At 72.2% G+C, this 15,340-nt stretch carries 12 protein-coding genes; 7 read left to right on the top strand and 5 right to left on the bottom strand.

Going from position 1 to position 15,340, the window contains the following annotated elements; translation table 11 throughout:
* Nucleotides 1-132: 132 nt before the first annotated feature.
* Nucleotides 133-879 (top strand): neutral zinc metallopeptidase, encoded by a 747-nt coding sequence (locus ACSDG8_RS02670; protein WP_210891637.1) that lies wholly within the window; start codon nt 133-135, stop codon nt 877-879.
* A 115-nt stretch (nt 880-994) separates the two neighbouring features.
* Nucleotides 995-1,633 carry an HAD family hydrolase gene (locus tag ACSDG8_RS02665; RefSeq protein ID WP_210891532.1) on the top strand — a complete coding sequence of 213 codons (639 nt, stop codon included), beginning with the start codon at nt 995-997 and terminating at the stop codon, nt 1,631-1,633.
* A gap of 52 nt (nt 1,634-1,685) precedes the next feature.
* Here ACSDG8_RS02665 and ACSDG8_RS02660 read toward each other — a convergent pair whose 3' ends face one another.
* From ACSDG8_RS02660 to ACSDG8_RS02645, 4 genes are all read right to left on the bottom strand, one after another.
* Entirely contained in the window at nt 1,686-4,235 is a 2,550-nt protein-coding gene (locus ACSDG8_RS02660; RefSeq protein ID WP_210891534.1) for an ABC transporter permease, read from the bottom strand.
* Nucleotides 4,235-4,999 carry an ABC transporter ATP-binding protein gene (locus tag ACSDG8_RS02655; RefSeq protein WP_210891536.1) on the bottom strand — a complete coding sequence of 255 codons (765 nt, stop codon included), beginning with the start codon at nt 4,997-4,999 and terminating at the stop codon, nt 4,235-4,237. The genes ACSDG8_RS02660 and ACSDG8_RS02655 overlap by 1 nt, the downstream gene beginning before the upstream one ends.
* A 260-nt stretch (nt 5,000-5,259) precedes the next feature.
* Nucleotides 5,260-5,943: a response regulator gene (locus tag ACSDG8_RS02650; RefSeq protein WP_439427620.1), complete on the bottom strand. Its 684-nt coding sequence runs from the start codon at nt 5,941-5,943 to the stop codon at nt 5,260-5,262.
* A gap of 1,396 nt (nt 5,944-7,339) precedes the next feature.
* Nucleotides 7,340-8,260: a RecB family exonuclease gene (locus tag ACSDG8_RS02645; RefSeq protein ID WP_439427619.1), complete on the bottom strand. Its 921-nt coding sequence runs from the start codon at nt 8,258-8,260 to the stop codon at nt 7,340-7,342.
* Between the two features lie 130 nt (nt 8,261-8,390).
* Between ACSDG8_RS02645 and ACSDG8_RS02640 the strand changes: the two genes are divergently transcribed.
* The 3 genes from ACSDG8_RS02640 (at nt 8,391) to ACSDG8_RS02630 (ending at nt 11,222) form a co-directional block, all read left to right on the top strand.
* Nucleotides 8,391-9,533 (top strand): M50 family metallopeptidase, encoded by a 1,143-nt coding sequence (locus ACSDG8_RS02640; protein WP_374223503.1) that lies wholly within the window; start codon nt 8,391-8,393, stop codon nt 9,531-9,533.
* A complete protein-coding gene (locus tag ACSDG8_RS02635; RefSeq protein WP_210891543.1) occupies nt 9,530-10,474 on the top strand; it encodes a tRNA (adenine-N1)-methyltransferase in 945 nt (314 codons plus the stop codon). Before ACSDG8_RS02640 ends, ACSDG8_RS02635 begins: the two co-directional genes overlap by 4 nt.
* 175 nt (nt 10,475-10,649) lie before the next feature.
* Nucleotides 10,650-11,222, top strand: a complete 573-nt coding sequence (locus ACSDG8_RS02630) for a hypothetical protein (RefSeq protein ID WP_073829671.1) — start codon at nt 10,650-10,652, stop codon at nt 11,220-11,222.
* Between the two features lie 77 nt (nt 11,223-11,299).
* On the opposite strand, the gene ACSDG8_RS02625 is transcribed toward ACSDG8_RS02630, so the two are convergent.
* The gene (locus ACSDG8_RS02625; protein WP_043324386.1) at nt 11,300-11,593 is read right to left on the bottom strand and encodes a ferredoxin; all 294 of its coding nucleotides are present in this window, start codon (nt 11,591-11,593) and stop codon (nt 11,300-11,302) included.
* Nucleotides 11,594-11,770: 177 nt separating this feature from the next.
* Here ACSDG8_RS02625 and arc point away from each other — a divergent pair, with 177 nt between their 5' ends.
* Both arc and dop read left to right on the top strand, forming a co-directional pair.
* Complete coding sequence (arc, locus tag ACSDG8_RS02620; RefSeq protein ID WP_091428079.1) at nt 11,771-13,552, top strand: proteasome ATPase; 1,782 nt, start codon at nt 11,771-11,773, stop codon at nt 13,550-13,552.
* A gap of 164 nt (nt 13,553-13,716) precedes the next feature.
* Complete coding sequence (gene dop, locus ACSDG8_RS02615) at nt 13,717-15,234, top strand: depupylase/deamidase Dop (protein ID WP_374223502.1); 1,518 nt, start codon at nt 13,717-13,719, stop codon at nt 15,232-15,234.
* Nucleotides 15,235-15,340: the final 106 nt, after the last annotated feature.

Below are 15,340 nucleotides of genomic sequence, written 5' to 3'. Positions count from 1 at the left end.
ACGACCGGCGCGGACGCCCGGGCGCCCGGCACCCGGTGAACGTTTCCCGGCCGTGGTGCGTGTGAGCCGGTGAGCATCACCGGCGTCCGCCGGGGGTACTGCTGCGGACACGGGCACAACAGCCGGGAGGTCATGGTGGGGGACAGGGCGCGACGTCAGGGCCGCGGACCGATCGCCGGACTGGTGGTGGCCGCGCTGGTGGCGGCCGGCTGCATGGCCGGCGGCGTTGACCAGGGCGAGCCGCAGCAGCAGCCCGCGCCCCGGCGCAGCGCGCAACCCGACTCGCAGACCACCCGGGCCGACGGCACCACGAGCGTCGCCGAGTTCAAGCAGGACATCGAGGACGCGGTCCGGCTGGCCGAACGGTACTGGGCGCAGCAGTTCCGCGCCTCCGGTCAGCGGTTCACCCCGATCCGACGGGTGGTGGCCTACAGCCGCGAGGGCGAGCTGGCCTGCGCCGGGCAGGGGCTGCCGCGCAACAACGCGGTGTACTGCTCGGCCGGCGACTTCATCGCCTACGACGTGAACTGGGCGGTGGCGGCGTTCCGGCAGATCGGCGACGCGTTCCTGTTCTACCTGCTCGGCCACGAGTACGCCCACGGCATGCAGGTGCGGCTGGGCATCCGCTACAACTTCACCATCCAGCAGGAGTTGCAGGCCGACTGCATGGCCGGGGCGTACCTCGGTGACAGCGTGCGTTCCGGGGTGCTGGAGCTGGAGGACGGCGACCTGGAGGAGTTCAAGGAGGGGCTGCTGGCCGTCGGCGACGACCCCGACCAGCCGTGGTTCGCCGAGGGCTCGCACGGCACCGCCGAGCAGCGCAGCGACTCGTTCTTCCGGGGGTACGAGAAGTCGCTGGGCGCCTGCGGTCTCGGGTGATGCCGCGGGTCACCCCCGCCGGGGACGGTGGCGGGCGGCTCTGGCGCGGCTGGCAGGATCGGCGGGGTACGCGTACCGAAGGAGGCCCCCGCTGATCAGCAAGCATCCCGCCGCCGTGCTCTTCGACATGGACGGCACCCTGGTCGACAGCGAGAAACTGTGGGACGTCGCGCTGCAGGAGCTGGCCGCCGTGTACGGCGGTGTCCTGTCCGACGACGCCCGCCGCGCGATCGTCGGCACCGGGATGGCCGACGCGATGCGGATCGTGCACGACGACCTGGGCCAGCCGGAGCGGGACGTGCAGGCCAGCGCCGACTGGATCAGCGCCCGGATCCTGGAGCTGTTCCGCACCGGGCTGCGGTGGCGTCCGGGCGCGCTGGCGCTGCTGCGCGCGGTACGGGACGCCGGCATCCCCACCGCGCTGGTCACCTCCAGCGGCCGGTCCCTGGTCGAGGTGGCCCTGGACACGCTCGGCCGGGACAGCTTCGACGCGGTGGTCTGCGGCGACGAGGTGGACGCGGCCAAGCCGCACCCGGAGCCGTACCTGACCGCCGCGCGCCTGCTGGGTGTGCCGGTCGAGCGGTGCGTGGCGATCGAGGACTCACCGACCGGCGTGGCGAGCGCCCTGGCGGCCGGCGCGGCGGTGCTGGCCGTACCGGCCGAGGTGCCGCTCGCGCCCGCCGACGGCGTACACCAGATGGAGAGCCTGCTCGAGGCGGACCTGGAGCTGCTCGCGGCCCTGCTCAACCGTTAGGAAGGGCCCCTTCTTATGCACGAGGCGTTAAGAAGGGGCCCTTCCTTTCACGTCAGTCGTGGGCGATGGCGCCCAGGACGTTGATCCGCGCGGCGCGGATCGCCGGCAGCACCGCCGCGACCACGCCGATGACCGCGGCGAGGATCAGGAACGTCACCATCTGACCCCACGGCAGGATCAGGTCGGTGATGCCCTCGTCCTTGAGCGCCTCGACCACCGCCGCGCCGAGACCGGTGCCGACCGCCACGCCGAGCAGCGCGCCGAAGATCGAGATCACCACCGCCTCGACCGTGATCATGCGCATGGTCTGGGCGCGGCGCAGGCCGATCGCCCGCAGCAGACCCAGCTCCCGGGTCCGTTCCAGCACCGACAGCGCGAGCGTGTTGATGATGCCCAGCACCGCGATCACGATGGCCAGCGCCAGCAGGATCTGGATCATCTGGAGCAGGGAGTCCAGCTGACCGGTCTGCTGCTCGATGAACGCCGCCCGGTCCGCCACCGACACCTCGGGGCTGTCCGCCAGCAACTGCTCGACCTGCGGCTGCACCGCGCCCACCGACGTGCCGGGGGCGAGCTGCAGGAAACCCTGGATCGGCTGCGGGATGGCGAAGTCCGCGGCGGCCTGCGGCGGCAGCGTCACCGGGTTGGTCAGCTGCGAACTCTCGTAGATGCCGCTGACCGTGTAGGTACGGGCGTCGCCGCGGGAGAGCTGCACCGGCACCGTCGAACCGAGGCTGAGGTTGCGTGCCTTCGCGGTGTCGGAGCTGACCAGCATCTGGTCCGGCGCCAGCTTGCTGATGTCACCGGCGCTGGCCTTCGCCCCGAAGATCTGCTGGAGCGCGGCCACGTTGCTCGACGCGGCCACCCAGGTGCGCTCGCCGCCGACCACCGCCATGTCGCCGTACTCGCCGGAGACCATCCGCACGCCCGGGATCGCGGCGGCCTTCTCCAGCACCGCCGGGTCGAAGCTCGCCGGACGCGGCCCGGACGTGGACCCGGAGATCACCAGCTCCGCCTTGATGTTGTCCTCCGCCAGCTTGCCGATGCTGCCCTTGGCCGAGTCCAGGATCACCGTCACGCCGGTGACCAGGGCGATGCCCACCATCAGCGCGGCGGCCGTGATCGCGGTACGGCGCGGGTTGCGGCCCGAGTTGAGCCGGCCCAGCTTGCCCGGCACCGACCAGGAGAACATCGCGCCGAGCAGTGAGACCACCGGCCGGCTGATGATCGGCGTCAGCAGCGCCACCCCGATGAACGCGAACAGCACGCCGCCGAGGATGGTCGCCAGGGTGCTGTCGCCGGCGTGCCCGCCGAGACCGAGGAACAGCAGCACCGCGCCGATGCCGGTCACCACGGCGCCGCCGATGGTGACCTTCGTCAGCGGCCGGTCCGGGGTGGCGACGTCCTGCATCGCGGCGATCGGCGGGATGCGCGAGGCACGCAGCGCCGGCAGCAGCGCGGCGATCACCGTGATCAGCATGCCGACCGCGAACGCGCCGATCACCGCCGAGGCCGGCACGCCCAGCCCGGCCAGGGTCAGGCCCCCGGCGAGCTGACCGAACAGGTACGCCAGCAGCGCGCCCACGCCGATGCCGGCGGCGAGCCCCAGCACCGAGGCGATCAGGCCGACCGCGAGCGCCTCCAGCACCACCGAGCCGATGACCTGCTTGCCGCTGGCCCCGATCGCGCGCATCAGGGCCAGCTCACGGGTGCGCTGGGCCACGATGATCGAGAACGTGTTGAGGATCAGGAACGTGCCGACCAGCAGCGCCACCGCGGCGAACCCGAGGAGGATCTTGTTGAAGAACGACAGCCCTTCCTTGAGGCCGGCCGAGGCGTCGGCGGCGAGCTGCTCGCCGGTCTTGACCTGGTAGTCGGCGCCCAGCGTGCGGGCCAGCTCGTCGCGCAGCGCGGCCGGCGTGGTGCCGTCGGCGGCCTGGACGCTGACGTTGCTGAACACGTCCGGCTTGCCCAGCATCAGCTGCTGCGCCACCGGGGTGGTGAAGTAGACCTCGTTGGCGCCACCGATCGAGTCCCGGCCGCCGCTGTAGCCGAACACGCCGACGAGCGTGAACTCCTTCTTCGGCGCGAGCGTCAGCACGCCGACCCGGTCGCCGACCTTGACCTTGCCCGCCTCGGCCAGCGCGGTGTTGATCACGATCTCGTCGTCGGCCTGCGGCGCGCGGCCCTCGCGGATCTCCACCAGGTCGCTCTCACCGAGCCAGTTCTGGCCCAGCTGCGGCGGCCCGAACGAGGTGACCACCTTGCCGTTGCTGCCGATCATGCGGGCGCCGTCGGCGGCGACCACACCCTCGGCGTCGGCGACGCCGGGCACCGCCTTGATCCGGTCGAGCACCGACGCCGGCATCGGGGTGCTCAGCGGCATCCCCTCCGCGGTGGAGACGTCGATCTTCGGCTTCGCCTCGACGCTGACGTCGACCTCGGCGTACGCGTCGGCGAAGACCGCGTCGAAGGACCGCCCGAGCGTGTCGGTGAGCACGAACGCGCCGGAGACGAACATGACGCCGAGCACCACCGCCAGGCCGGACAGCAGCAGGCGCAGCTTGCGCGCCAGCAGGCTCTTGAGCGTTGCCCGCAGCATCAGTTGCCCACCTCGACCGGGGCGTCCAGCTTCTTCATCGTGTCCAGCACCGTCTCGGCGGTCGGCTCGATCAGCTCCGAGACGATCTGCCCGTCGGCGAGGAAGACCACCCGGTCGGCGTACGCGGCGGCGGTCGGGTCGTGCGTGACCATGACGATGGTCTGGCCGTGCTCGCGTACCGAGTTGCGCAGGAACTTGAGCACCTCGGCGCCGGAGCGGGAGTCCAGGTTGCCGGTCGGCTCATCCGCGAAGATCACCTCGGGGCGGGCGACGAGCGCCCGGGCGCACGCCACGCGCTGCTGCTGGCCGCCGGAGAGCTGCGCCGGGCGGTGCCCGAGCCGGTCCCGCAGACCGACCGTGTCGATCACCGTGTCGTACCAGGCCGGGTCGGGCTTGCGGCCGGCGATCGACAGCGGCAGCAGGATGTTCTCCTGCGCGGTGAGCGTCGGCAGCAGGTTGAACTGCTGGAAGATGAAGCCCACCTTGTCGCGGCGCAGCTTCGTCAGACCCGCGTCGTTGAGCCCGGTCACCGTCGTGTCGCCGATCATCACGGTGCCCTTGGTCACCGTGTCCAGACCCGCGAGGCAGTGCATCAGTGTGGACTTCCCGGAGCCCGACGGGCCCATGATCGCGGTGAACCGGCCGCGTTCGAACTCGGCGCTCACCCCTCGCAGCGCGGCGACCTGCGCCTCGCCGCTGCCGTACACCTTCCACACATCGTTCGCCCGGGCCGCGGCCTGCTCTTGGCCTACCGTCGCGGTCACGTCATCTACCTCTTCCGTATGTCGTTCTCATGCCGCACCGCCCCCGCTGGCCGGTGCGGCGCAATCCATCCTCGTGGGCGGGCGTTGGAAAACCCTCCGACCCGGGGTGGAATCCTCGCGGAGCTTTCGCTGGGGGTCGCCCCCCATCCGGCGTCAGGGTGACCCCTGACGGTCGGGGCAAGCCGATGTTCGTGCCTGACCCGGCGTGAGAGTCAACACAACGGCTCCGCCGCTGGTCACGGTAGGTGACCCGCGCCACCTCACCCGCCCGGACGGACCAGACCCGTCTCGTACGCGAGCACGACCGCCTGCACCCGATCGCGCAACCGTAGCTTCGTGAGCACATGCCCGACATGGGTTTTCACAGTGGTCTCGCTGACCGACAGCACCCGGGCGATCTCCGCGTTGGACAGACCGCGCGCCATGTGGACGAGCACCTCCCGCTCCCGGTCGGTCAGCGGGTCCAGCGCCCGCGCCGGCGCGGCGGCCGGGTCGGGCAGCAGCTCGGCGAAGCGGTCCAGCAGCCGGCGCAGGATGCGCGGCGCCATCACCGCGTCCCCGGCGGCGACCGTACGGATCGCGGCGACCAGGTCCTCGGCCGGCACGTCCTTGGTCAGGAAGCCGCTGGCCCCGGCCCGCAGCGAACCGACGACGTGTTCGTCCTGCTCGAACGTGGTCAGCACCAGCACCCGCACCGGCAGCCGGGCGGACACGATCGCGCGCGTCGCGGCCACCCCGTCCATCCGCGGCATCCGGATGTCCATCAGCACCACGTCGGGCAGCAGCCGCCGGGCCAGCTCCACCGCCTCCGCGCCGTCACCGGCCTCACCCACCACGTCCAGGTCGTCCTCCGCGCCGAGGACCAGCCGGAATCCGGTACGCAGCAGCGGCTGGTCGTCGGCGAGCAGGACCCGCACGGGCCGGGACACGGCGCCGTCGGTCATGCGTCCCCCTCGTCGTCCGGGCGGCGGTCCGGCCGGGCTCCGACAGGCGCCGGCACGCGCCCACGATCCGCCCGGCGCGCAACCGGGCCGCGGTAACCACCGTAGAGGTCCCCGGCTGCCCGGCCGCCGGTCAGGCCACCCCGATCCCGCAGGTTGGCCGCGCTTCGCCGCGCCCGGCCCGCGCGGATCGCAGGCGCTCTGCGCGCCGGACTCGCCCGACTCGGGTAGCGCCGCGCGCCCGCAGGGACGCATGATCGACTCCACTTCGCCGAGGTGGCTGCCCCGTCGACCCCGCCACCTCCCCGAAGTGGCCCGCGTGCCCGGTCATCACCGGCCGTGATCCGCACCTGTTCGGGGAGGTTGCGGCATCATGGCCCCTGGACCCCGCCACCTCGCCGAGGTGGCCCGCGTGCCGGGTAGCCACCGGCCGTGATCCACATCTGTTCGGGGAGGTTGCGGCATCATGCGCCCCTGGACCCCGCCACCTCGCCGAGGTGGCCGGCGTGCCCGGTCGGAACCGATCGTGATCCACACCTGGTCGGGGAGGTTGCGGCATCACGCGCCTCTCGACCCCGCCACCTCTCCGAGGTGGCCGGCGTGCCGGGTGGCCACCGGCCGTGATTCCCTCCTGCTCGGGGAGGTTGCGGCATCATGCGCCCCTGGACCCCGCCACCTCGCCGAGGTGGCCGGCGTGCCCGGTCGGAACCGATCGTGATCCACACCTGGTCGGGGAGGTTGCGGCATCACGCGCCTCTCGACCCCGCCACCTCTCCGAGGTGGCCGGCGTGCCGGGTGGCCACCGATCGTGATCCACACCTGTTCGGGGAGGTTGCGGCATCATGCGCCCCTGGACCCCGCCACCTCGCCGAGGTGGCCGGCGTGCCCGGTCGGAACCGATCGTGATCCACACCTGGTCGGGGAGGTTGCGGCATCACGCGCTCCTGGACCCCGCCACCTCTCCGAGGTGGCCGGCGTGCCGGGTGGTCACCGGTCGTGATCCACACCTGTTCGGGGAGGTTGCGGCATCATGCGCCGCTGGACCCCGCCACCTCTCCGAGGTGGCCGGCGTGCCGGGTGGTCACCGGCCGTGATCCACTCCTGTTCGGGGAGGTTGCGGCATCACGCGCCTCTCGACCCCGCCACCTCGCCGAAGTGGCCCACGTGCCCGGTCATCACCGACCGGAAGGGCCGGCAGCGGAGGGCGGGCGGTCAGGCGGGGGTGTGACCCAGGCGGGAGGGGGCTCGGCCGCGATCAGCCAGTCCTGCGGTACCCCGCCGCGCCCGCCCACCCCGCGGTGTACGCGGCCACGTCCCGCCCACGACGGCGGCCGTGGTGTCCACGTCACTGCCCGCCTCGGCAGGTGTCAGGCCGGGTGCACTCCGCCGGGAGGGGAGGTCACTCGTCGGCGCCGGGGGCCACCGGGCGGGAACGGGCGTCCACCAGCGGGTCGGGCGCGGCGGCGGCCACCGGGAACGGCGGCGGCGTGCCGCCGTAGCTCGGGCACAGTGCCTGGTGGCTGCACCAGTCGCACAGGCGGCTCGGCCGGGGACGGAAGTCCTGCCGGGCGGTGGCCTGCTCGATCGCCCGCCACAGTGCCACCACCGTGCGCTCGAAGCGCACCAGCTCGTCGGCGTCGGGCGCGTAGTCGCAGACCTCGGCGTCCTTGAGGTAGAGCAGGCGCAGCACCCGCGGAACCACGCCCCGGGTGCGCCACAGCACCAGGGCGTAGAACTTCAGCTGGAACAGCGCCCGCGCCTCGAACGCCTCGCGCGGCGCGCCGCCGGTCTTGTAGTCGACCACCCGCAGCGCGCCGTCGGGGGCGACGTCGAGCCGGTCGAGGTAGCCCCGGATGAGCAGCTCGTCGTCGACCACCGCGGAGATCAGCGCCTCGCGCTCGGCCGGCTCCAGCCGACGCGGGTCCTCCACGGCGAAGTAGCCGTCGAGCAGCGCCGTCGCCGACCGCAGGAACTCCTGCGGGCCGATCGTGTCGCCGTCGGCGAACAGCGTGGCCAGCTCCGGCTCCTCGGTGAGCAGCCGGTCCCACTGCGGGGCGACCAGGTCACCGGCCGACTCCGGGGTACGCGCCGGCGCCGGCAGGTCGAACAGCCGCTCCAGCACGGCGTGCACGAGCGTGCCCCGCGCCTGCTCGACAGTCGGCCGCTCGGGCAGCCGGTCGATGCTGCGGAACCGGTAGAGCAGTGGGCAGGTCTTGAAGTCGGCCGCCCGGGACGGCGACAGCGACGCCCGCACCGTGACCGGCGCCGGTGCCGCCGCCGTCTGGTCGCCGTGGCTGTCGATCATCGGTTCCGCCGTCATGCCCGGAAGGTTAGGCCACGCGTGTGACAGCGCCGCCGTCGCCGCACCGGAGCATGATCGGGTCCCTTGTCAGCGACCGCGAAGGCTCGCCCGAGACGGCCGCCGCGAGCGCTCACGTAGCATCGGGCCGGTGCAGCAGCGGAGCCGTGGACCCCGCCGGCCGGGGCTCAGCCTCGGCCGGGTGCTCGGGGTGCCGCTGCGCGTCGACGCCTCGATGCTGCTGCTCACCGTCGTCGTCACAGTGCTGTACGCGGCGCTGGCCCGCCGCCAGCTCGACATCGGCCCGCTCGGCGGCTACCTGGTCGGGTTCGGCTTCGTGATCTCGCTGCTCGGCTCGGTGCTGCTGCACGAGCTGGGGCACGCGCTGACCGCCCGCCGCTACGGCATCGGTGTGCGCGGGATCACGCTGGAACTGCTCGGCGGGTACACCGAGATGGACCGCGACGCCCCCAGCCCTCGGACCGAGCTGCTGATCTCGCTGGCGGGGCCGGCCGTCTCCGCCGTGCTCGGCGCCGGCGCGGTCGCCGCCACCCTCGCCCTGCCCGCCGGCACGCTCGGCCACCAGCTCGCCTTCCAGCTCGCGGTCAGCAACGTCGTGGTGGCGATCTTCAACAGCCTCCCCGGCCTGCCGCTGGACGGCGGACGGGCGCTGCGCGCCGCCGTGTGGGCGCTCACCCGCGACCGGCACCGCGGCACCGAGGTGGCCGGCTGGGTCGGCCGGGCCGTCGCGCTGGGCACGCTGGCGCTGGTCGTGGTGCTCACCATGCGCAGGGCGCTGGCCCCGCTGGCGCTGCCGCTGCTGCTGCTCGTCGCGCTGACGCTGTGGCGCGGCGCCGGCCAGTCCATCCGGATGGCGCGCATCGGCCGCCGGCTGCACCTGGTCGACCTGGCCCGGCTGGCCCGCCCGCTGCTGCCGGTGCCCACCGGCACGCCGCTGGCCGAGGCCCAGCGCCGCCGCGCCGAGGCGGCCACCCCGGACGCCGCGCTCGGCGTCGTCGACTCCGCCGGCCGTACCGTCGCCCTGGTCGACCCGGCGCGCGCCGCCGCCGTACCCCCGGAGCGGCGGCCGTGGATCGCGGTGGACGAGGTGGCCCGCGACCTGTTCGCCGTGCCGGCCCTGCCGGTCGGCGCGGACGGTGAGCGGGTCCTGGAGGCCGTGCGCACCCACCCGGGCGCGCAGTACGTCGTGACGGCAGGCGAAGATGTGGTCGGCGTGCTGCACATCGCGGATCTCGCCCAGCTCCTGGAACCCAAACGGAAGACGAACACGTGACCGTAGAGATCTCCACCGTCCCGGCGTTGCCCCCGGTCCACCGCGGGCCGTTCCGGCCGGGCGACCGGGTCCAGCTGACCGACCCCAAGGGCCGGATGCACACCGTGACGCTGGAGCCCGGCAAGGAGTTCCACACCCACCGGGGGATCCTCAAGCACGACACCCTGATCGGCCTGCCCGACGGCAGCGTGGTCACCACCGCCGGCGGCGGCACCGCGTTCCTGGCGCTGCGACCGCTGCTGTCGGACTACGTGCTCTCCATGCCGCGCGGCGCCCAGGTGATCTACCCGAAGGACTCGGCGCAGATCGTCGCCATGGGCGACATCTTCCCCGGCGCCAAGGTGCTGGAGGCCGGCGCCGGGTCCGGCGCGCTGTCCTGCTCGCTGCTGCGGGCCGTCGGCACCGAGGGCGAGCTGCACTCCTTCGAGCTGCGCGACGACTTCGCCCAGATCGCCCGCCGCAACGTGGAGGCGTTCTTCAACGGCCCGCACCCGGCCTGGAACCTGCACGTCGGCGACGTCGCCGACTGCGCCGAGACCAGATTCGACCGCATCATTCTGGACATGCTGACCCCGTGGGAGATGCTCGACATGGTCGAGCGGGCGCTGGTGCCCGGCGGCGTGCTGATCGGCTACGTGGCCACCACGCCGCAGCTGTCCGAGCTGGTCGAGGCGCTGCGCGAACGCGGCGGCTGGACCGAGCCGCGCGCCTGGGAGTCCCTGGTGCGCGACTGGCACGCCGAAGGGCTGGCGGTCCGCCCGGACCACCGGATGATCGCCCACACCGCGTTCCTGGTCTCCGCCCGCAAGCTCGCCCCCGGGGTCACCGCGCCGCCGCGCCGCCGCAAGCCCAGCAAGGGCGCCGAGGCGTACGCGCAGCGCCGCGACGCCCTGCGCGCCGCCGCCGCGGCCCGCGCGGCGCAGGAGCCGGAGCAGTCCTGACCCCCGCCGCGCGGGCGCGTGCGTACGGGCGGATCATGTGTGCCGGTGGGGACGACACCTGAGCGGGTGGAGACGGTGGCATGAGCGAGCGGATCGGGGCGCGCGTCGGGCGGCGCGCCCGTGCCGGTGACCTGGACCGGTGGCAGCACGGCGGCGCGGCCCGGTGGGAGGCGGCGTGAGCAACCCCGGCTACGGCAACGGTGACCTGCCCGCCGTCTTCCCGGACTGGTCGCCCTACACCGACCTGGAGTCGGCCGCCCGCGCGTACCTGCGCGACCCGGACATCGCGCTGGAGGCGCTCGACGGCGTGCTGCGCGGCGCCTCGGTGCTCGGCTTCACGCTGGAACGGTTCGTCAACGAGGTGAACGGCGTGTGGCAGGAGGTCGTCGTCTGCGACGGCAGCCGACTGGTGCTCTGGCACGGCGAGGACGTGCCGCCGGGGGAGGGGCCGCCCGGCGCGATGACCTCGTCGCTGCGGGTGGTGCCGCTGTCCACCGTCACCGAGGTCGGCTGCCGGCGGCGGCTCATGCGGGCCGACAACGGCACCGTACGGGTCGACAGCATCGACGTGTACCTGCTGCTCAGCTCCCTGGACGAGGCGCCGCCCAGCGACGAGGTGGCGGGCGCGCCCCGGCACGACGCGCTGCGCTTCGGCAAGACGCTCGACGACGGCGGTGCGGGGCAGATCGCCCGGCTGGAGGAGTTCGCCCGGCTGGTCGCCTCGGTCGTCGGCCGACCGCTGCTCTGAGGCGCGGCCCCGGCTTCGAGGCGGACGCACGGCGGGCCGGGGACGTGTGGTCCCCGGCCCGCCGTGTCCGTGTCCGCCTAGTCGTCGGCCTCCGGGCCGGCGACCTCCACCCCGTCGCTGCCGCGCACCACGTGGATGCACTCGCCCGGGCACTCCTTCGCCGAGTCGATCACCTCGAGGCGCAGGTGTTCCGGCACGTCCACCCGGGCGCCCGGGGCCTGCCGCAGCTCGCCGTCGGGGCCCTTGACGTACGCGAGGCCGTCGACGTCGAACTCGAAGACCTCCGGCGCGTACTGCACGCAGAGCCCGTCACCGGTGCAGAGGTCCTGGTCGACCCAGACCTGCAACTGGTCGGTCGCGACGTCGGTCACGAAGCACCCCCCATGTTCTCCCGTCCCACACTCCGACGGTACCCGAACGCCCGTACCCACCCCGCGACCAGCCCTTCGCGATCAAGCTTCGGTGACGAGCGCGTTGCTGTGGACCGAATCGGGCTCATAGCGGCTAGTGTTAGCTCAGAACGTTCAAGCCCCCCGGGGAGGTGGGACGTGGCACGCAGCGACGACGCGGACTCGCGCGCCGCACGGTGGGAAAAGGAAGCCCACGATCTCTCCACGCAGGTCGCGTTCCTGCAAGAGGAACTCGCTCTGGTGCGGCGCAAGTTGACCGAAAGCCCTCGACACGTCCGGCAGCTCGAAGAGCGGCTTGCGGCCACCCAGGCCCAGCTGGCGCGGCTGACCGAGAACAATGAACGGCTCGTGAGCACCCTCAAGGAGGCTCGCGCGCAGATCGTGACGCTCAAGGAGGAGATCGACCGGCTCGCCCAGCCACCGAGTGGCTACGGCGTCTTCCTGGCCAAGCACGACGACGGCACGGTGGACGTGTTCACCGGCGGGCGCAAGCTCCGGGTGGCCGTCTCGCCCTCGCTGGAGGTCGACGAGCTGCGCCGTGGCCAGGAGGTCCTGCTCAACGACGCGCTCAACATCGTCGACGCGTTCGGCTACGAGCGGGTCGGCGAGGTCGTGATGCTCAAGGAGATCCTGGCGGGCCCGGAGGGCGCGCCGGGTGACCGTGCGCTCGTGGTCTCGCACTCCGACGAGGAGCGGATCGTGCACCTCGCCGAGACCCTGATCGGCAGCGCGATCCGGGCCGGCGACTCGCTCATGATCGAGCCCCGTTCGGCGTACGCCTACGAGCGGATCCCGAAGAGCGAGGTCGAGGAACTGGTCCTGGAGGAGGTGCCCGACGTCAACTACGAGGACATCGGCGGCCTCCAGGCGCAGATCGAGCAGATCCGCGACGCGGTGGAGCTGCCCTTCCTGCACTCCGACCTGTTCCGCGAGCACCAGCTCCGGCCGCCGAAGGGCATCCTGCTCTACGGCCCGCCCGGCTGCGGCAAGACGCTGATCGCCAAGGCGGTGGCCAACTCGCTGGCCAAGAAGATCGCCGAGCGGGAGGGCAAGGACCGGCACACCAGCTTCTTCCTCAACATCAAGGGCCCTGAGCTGCTCAACAAGTACGTCGGCGAGACCGAGCGGCACATCCGGCTGATCTTCCAGCGGGCACGGGAGAAGGCCGGCGAGGGCACTCCGGTGATCGTGTTCTTCGACGAGATGGACTCCGTTTTCCGCACCCGCGGCTCCGGCGTCTCCTCGGACGTGGAGAACACCATCGTCCCGCAGCTGCTCAGCGAGATCGACGGCGTGGAGGGCCTGGAGAACGTCATCGTCATCGGCGCCTCCAACCGGGAAGACATGATCGACCCGGCGATCCTGCGCCCGGGCCGGCTCGATGTGAAGATCAAGATCGAGCGTCCGGACGCCGAGGCGGCCAAGGACATCTTCTCCAAGTACATCCTCGCCGGCCTGCCGCTGCACGCCGACGACCTGGCCGAACACGGCGGCGACGCCCAGGCCACCGTCGCGGCGATGATCGACGCGGTGGTCCTGCGGATGTACTCCGAGACCGAGGAGAACCGCTTCCTCGAGGTCACCTACGCCAACGGCGACAAGGAAGTCCTCTACTTCAAGGACTTCAACTCCGGCGCGATGATCCAGAACATCGTCGACCGGGGCAAGAAGATGGCCATCAAGGAGTTCCTCACCTCCGGTCGCAAGGGGCTGCGCCTGCAGCACCTGCTCGACGCCTGCGTCGACGAGTTCCGCGAGAACGAGGACCTGCCCAACACCACCAACCCCGACGACTGGGCCCGCATCTCCGGCAAGAAGGGCGAGCGGATCGTCTACATCCGCACGCTCGTCTCCGGCGGCAAGGGCGCCGAAGCCGGACGGTCCATCGAGACCGCCAGCAACACCGGTCAGTACCTGTAGTCCGAACCTCCGACGAAGGCCCGTGGCGTACGCGCCACGGGCCTTCGCGCGTACCCGGGTGGGCCGCCACACCGGACCGGCACGTCCGGCGCGCCCCCTCGGCGCGTCACGCCGACTACGCTCGACGTGACGGGGACCGGGACGGCGAGCGGAGCGGGCAGTCGATGAGCGTCAGAAGGATCATGGGCACCGAGGTCGAGTACGGCATCTCCGTGCCCGGCCAGGCCGGAGCCAACCCGATGGTCACCTCCTCCCAGGTGGTAAACGCCTACGGGGCGCGGCCGGAACTCAACCGCGGCGGCCGGGCCCGCTGGGACTACGAGGAGGAGTCGCCGCTGCGTGACGCCCGCGGCTTCACCTACTCCGGCGCGGCGTACGACCCGGCCGAGGCGCTCGCCGACGAGGACCTCGGCCTCGCCAACGTCATACTCACCAACGGCGCGCGGCTCTACGTCGACCACGCTCACCCCGAGTACTCCACGCCCGAGGTGACCAACCCCCTCGACGTGGTCCGGTGGGACAAGGCGGGGGAGCGGGTGATGGCCGAGGCGGCCCGGCGGGCCGCGACCATCCCGGGCACCCAGCCGATCCACCTGTACAAGAACAACACCGACAACAAGGGCGCCAGCTACGGCGCGCACGAGAACTACCTGATGCGCCGGCAGACGCCGTTCGCCGACATCGTGGCGTACCTGACGCCGTTCTTCGTCACCCGGCAGATCGTCTGCGGCGCCGGGCGGGTCGGCATCGGCCAGGACGGCGGCCAGAGCGGCTTCCAGATCTCCCAGCGCGCCGACTTCTTCGAGGTCGAGGTGGGGCTGGAGACGACGCTCAAGCGGCCCATCATCAACACCCGCGACGAGCCGCACGCCGACGCCGACAAGTACCGGCGGCTGCACGTCATCATCGGCGACGCCAACCTCTCCGAGATCTCCACGTTCCTGAAGGTCGGCACCACCTCGCTGATCCTCGCCATGATCGAGGAGAAGGCGCTCGGCGCGGACCTGGGCATCGCCGACCCGGTGGGAGAGCTGCGCGCGGTCAGCCACGATCCGTCGCTGAAGCACCTGATGCGGATGCGCGACGGCCGCAAGCTCACCGCCCTGGACGTGCAGTGGGCGTACCTGGAGCGGGTCAGCTCCTTCGTGGACGACCGCTACGGCCAGGACGTGGACGCGCAGACCGCCGACGTGCTGCGCCGCTGGGAGAGCGTGCTGGACCGGCTCGGCCGGGACGCGTTCGAGTGCGCCGACGAGCTGGACTGGGTGGCGAAGCTGCGCGTGCTGGAGGGCTACCGGGAGCGGGAGAAGCTCGGCTGGGGCTCGCACAAGCTGCAACTGGTCGACCTGCAGTACTCCGACGTGCGGCCGGAGAAGGGCCTGTACCACCGTCTGGTGCAGCGGGGCTCGATGAAGACGCTGCTCAGCGACCAGCAGACCCGCACCGCGATGACCGAGCCGCCGGAGGACACCCGAGCCTACTTCCGGGGCCGCTGCCTGGCCCAGTACGCCTCCGAGGTGGTCGCCGCGAGCTGGGACTCGGTCATCTTCGACGTGGGCCGGGAGTCGCTGGTCCGGGTGCCGATGATGGAACCCGAGCGGGGCACCCGGGCGCACGTGGGTGAGCTGTTCGACCGCTGCGAGAGCGCCAAGGATCTGCTGGAGACGCTCACCGGCGGCTGACCCGGATGCCGGAAGGCCCGCCGAGTGCCGGAACCGGGTGCGCGACGGGCCTTTCGTCGCTCCCGCGAGGTAAGTTGATCGCAGGCGATCGTGGAGGAGGCACCAC

It is taken from the genome of Micromonospora sp. LA-10 (genome assembly GCF_051853095.1).
Lineage (GTDB): Bacteria > Actinomycetota > Actinomycetes > Mycobacteriales > Micromonosporaceae > Micromonospora > Micromonospora echinospora_A.
The sequence above is the reverse complement of the archived record's forward strand: the minus strand, read 5'-3'. Positions and strand labels throughout refer to the sequence as shown.

Bases quoted from the DNA above. Each gene is read 5' to 3' on its own strand.
- ACSDG8_RS02645 (WP_439427619.1), bottom strand. From the start codon at position 8,260: ATGACGGCGGAACCGATGATCGACAGCCACGGCGACCAGACGGCGGCG.
- ACSDG8_RS02660 (WP_210891534.1), bottom strand. From the start codon at position 4,235: ATGCTGCGGGCAACGCTCAAGAGCCTGCTGGCGCGCAAGCTGCGCCTG.
- ACSDG8_RS02670 (WP_210891637.1), top strand. From the start codon at position 133: ATGGTGGGGGACAGGGCGCGACGTCAGGGCCGCGGACCGATCGCCGGA.
- ACSDG8_RS02650 (WP_439427620.1), bottom strand. From the start codon at position 5,943: ATGACCGACGGCGCCGTGTCCCGGCCCGTGCGGGTCCTGCTCGCCGAC.
- dop (WP_374223502.1), top strand. From the start codon at position 13,717: ATGAGCGTCAGAAGGATCATGGGCACCGAGGTCGAGTACGGCATCTCC.